The 3,913-nt window shown below is 65.6% G+C and carries 1 protein-coding gene; it reads right to left on the minus strand.

Features of this window, described 5'->3' with window-relative positions; translation table 11 throughout:
• The coding region (locus H7290_RS18220; RefSeq protein ID WP_290515436.1) for an Ig-like domain-containing protein at positions 1-3,913 on the minus strand (3,913 nt) is incomplete at both ends.

Below are 3,913 nucleotides of genomic sequence, written 5' to 3' on the forward strand. Positions count from 1 at the left end.
AACCTGATCGTCGCCGAGCCGTCCCCGCCGATCGCGGATCCCCCGTCGCTGTCGGGCTTCTGCACGACGTCCGGGACGTCGGTCACGGTGAAGGTGATCGTGCCGTTGACGCGGCGATCCCTGTCCTTCGTCGCATCCTGCACCGTATAGACGACCTCGATCACCATGTACGGCGGGCTCGAGTTGGGCGTGACCCTGATCTGGGTACCGGTGAACGAGATCGAGCCGACACTACCGGCGTTGGTGATCTGCGCATCCACGATCGTCAGCGCTTCGCCGGTGGTCTGGTACGGGTTGGAGTCGTTGACCAGCGGATCCATCACGAAGGTGCCCACCGGGCGCTTGGTTTCGTAGGTGTCAGATACGGCCACCGGCAGTGGCCTGGTCGAGCCGACCACCGTGACGTTGATCGTGCCGGGAACCGTGAACGTGTCCCAGCGGAGGGTGACCCCGACCGTGTACGTGGTGCCCTTGGGGGTATCCCGCGGAACGCTCAGCGCCAGTTGTGATCCGCTGAGGTTCGCGCTCAGCGCTGAGCCGGACGGGGCGATCTCGGAGTAGGTGACCTGCTGCAGGATTTGGGGGTTGGGGTGGCCCGTCGACTGGCGCAGGTCGACCGTGGTTGTCTCCCCGACCTCAAGTTGCAGATTGGGTGTGGTGAAGACGGGCGGTGTGTCCCTGAACTCCGGATCGCCGACGATGATCGGCAGGGTCAGCGTGGCGGGGATGCCCTTCGGGTCGTTCTTCGAGTCTCCGTCCGAGACGCTGAAGGTGACCGACGCCGGGCCCCGGTAGTCGAGGGTCGGCGTGAAGGCAATGGAGCCCTCATCCACGAAGTTCGGGTCGCCGTTGCTGCGAATCGCGCTCACCGTGGTCTTGTCGTAGATGTGCACGTCGCGGCCCGATGGCGCCACGACGATGTCGGAGAGCTTCCACTGCCGGGACTCGTTCATGCTCACGTACTGAATGGGCAGGTTCGGGTCGATCGTCGGAGGCTCGTCGAAATTCTCGTCGACGGCGGCCGGCACGAGGATGAAAGCCATCGCACTGAGCTCGTCCGCTTCGTTGGTCACGCGATAGGCGATCGCCTGGCGGAGTGGCCCGGGGGTGACATCGATCTGGCCGTTGCGTTCGGCGAGCGCCGCCGCTCCCGCGTTAGGACCCTCGACCGAGACGACGAGGTCTTCGGTCTTCCCGGACGGGTTGAAGGCGTAACCGGCGAATACATCCACGGTGATCGACTTCTTGCCCGCGATGTCCTTGGTGAGGATCGGGACATCGTCGGCCGACGGGGGCAGTAGCGGGGCATCCGGAGTCACGGTCACGAGCACGTAGCTCATGGTCTTGCCGCCGCGATCGTTGGTCAGCTCATAGCGCAGCGAGAACGACTGCTCGGTATCTGGCGCTGTGACGACGAGGTACTGGCGGCCCACAACCTCGGCCTCGATACCCTCCGGAACGTCGACGAGCACTTTCGAGACCTTGATCGGCGAGCCCTGCGGGTCTGAGTCGTTGGCCATCAGGTCGACCTGCGCTATGCGACCCGGACGCACGGACACGCTGTCGGGTGCCGCATTCGGCGGCTGCAGTTCGGTGGGCTGCGGGATGACGGCGATCTTGATGGTCGCGTCGCCCGTCGCCCCGAACGCGTCGTAGACCCGGTAGCTGAACTCGTCGGTGCCGACGGCCGCCTCGGAGGAGTTGTAGATGAAGTAGTCGTTGCCGACCTCCGCGAGCGAGCCCAGGGTCGGGTTGCTCGGGAAATTCTGCAGCTGGGTCGAGTCACCGTCGGGGTCGATGCCGTTCAGCGGCACATCGATACGGATCGAGCCGCCCGCGAGCACGCGACCCACGAGCGGATCGGGAACCGGATCGCGGTTGCCCTCCTCGTCCAGCGGCGTCACGGTGAAGATCGCGGTGGCCGCGGCCGTCTCGCCGAAGGGGTCGAGCACGCGGTAGTCGACCCGATACTCCCCCGCCGTGGTGGGCGCCTGGAAGCGCAACTTGTTCTTGGCCACAAACGCGAGGCCGTCGGTAGGCGCCGTGATCAGATTCGAGTCGAGGAACATGGTCGAGGCGTCGGGGTGCGTGTCGTTGGAGAGCACATCCAGCGTGATGATGTCGCCCACGCGAACCGTTGCAGCATCATTGGCCGCGATGGGCGGCTGGTGCTTCGTGAGAGCCGGCACCGGCACGATCGTGACACCCGCGGTCGCCGTGGAGAGCCCGTCCGAGATCGTGTACGTGAAATTGACCTGCTCGGTGAGAGCGGCCGGTGAGGTGATGCGGATGAGGGTCGACTCGAGCAGCTCGACGACGAGGCCCTTGGCCACCACATCCGGTGGCACGGTCACCGATTGCACGGCCATGATCTTGCCGGTCGGGCTCACATCATTGGAGAGCACGGAGACCGTCACCGGCTCCTCACCGCGCAGGTACGCCGTGTCTTTCACGGCAACCGGGGGCAGGCTCTCGTCTGCAGGCTTGTCCTTGACGTCGATGCGGATGATTCCCACGCTCGTGTTCGCGCCGGCCTGCAAGGAGTACTTCATGTAGAAGATGCCGGCGTTGGCGGAGGAGAACGTGACCTGGCCACGATCGGAGTTGAAGGATGCCACGGCGCCACCGGTCGCCTCATCCATTCCCACCAGCGACAGCTGCGCGCCCGAGGGCGACAGGTCGTTCTTGAGAGGTTCGACGACCACCGTCTCGTTGGCGAATGCACTGGCGAAGTCGGGAGTTCCGACGGGATTGAGCGAGCCAGCGGGCTCGACCGTGACGGTGAGCGTGCCGGCGACCGGTGGTCCGTTGCCGTCGCTGACCTGGAACTGCACCTCCTTCTCGCCGAGCTCGGAGGTCTGGTGGGTGAACGTGATGAAGCCGTCCGGCGTGAACCTGACAAGGTCGGCCGACTTCGGGCTGGCACCGATGAGGTACAGGTCGTCGCCGTCCGGGTCGCGCCAGTCGGAGAGCACGTTGTAGGTGATGGTCTGGTTCGCCTCCACCGCGACGCCGGGCAGCCTCACCGAGTACGGTGGCTGGCTGATCTCGTCGGGAACCACCCGCGCCGTGACGTTGGCCGAGGCCGTGCCGCCGCGGCCATCATCCACCGTGTAGTTAAAGGAGATGGCGCCGACGAACCCCTCGACGGGCGTGAACTGCAGGGCGCGACCGCCATCGATGGGGTCGAGCGTGCCCGTGGTCTCGGCGATGGCGTCATAGGCCGAGATGACCAGCACGTCACCGTCGGGGTCTGAGTCGTTGTCGAGCACTGAGAAGATGGTGGTGCGCCCGGGGCGAACGCCGAACTCGTCGTCTTTCGCCGTGGGCGGCCTGTTCGTGTCGGTGCGCTCGGCGAGGGTGTCCTCGAAGGACTGGATCGACGACTTCTCCTGGCCGATCTCCTCGGACTCCTCCTCGACGGGCGGTGTCACGTCATCCCAGTTGTCGACGAGACGCATGTTCTCGCTGGGCAGCCACACATTGCCGTTGACAAGGTCGTTCAGGGCGATGATCGTGCGGTTCACGCGGAACTCGAGCACGCTGGCCTGGGTGGGCTCGGCAATGTCCTGAGGAGCAGGCTCCTGGCCCTCGCACGAGAGGAGATACTTTTGCTCGGAACCCCAGGCACCGTGGGCGCACCCGTCCTGGTTGACCCGCGTCGCGACACCGTCGAGCTCCCTGCTGGTGCTCTCGAAGCCGGCGTTCACCGTCTCGGCGCTGCCAGAGCCCAGATCGATGCGCACGAGGGAATCGGCTGTCGCCACAACCGCGAAGGATGACTCGGGGCCGGTCTGCTGGAGCTTGAGGCCCGACTCGTCGCCGATGCCGTATTTCTGCCCGCCCTCGGTCACGATCTCGTTCGTCGACTGGTCGAACACCACCGGGATGTCGCCGACTGCCGCGAGCTGGA

It is taken from the genome of Aeromicrobium sp. (assembly GCF_014378035.1).
Classification (GTDB): Bacteria; Actinomycetota; Actinomycetes; order Propionibacteriales; family Nocardioidaceae; genus Aeromicrobium.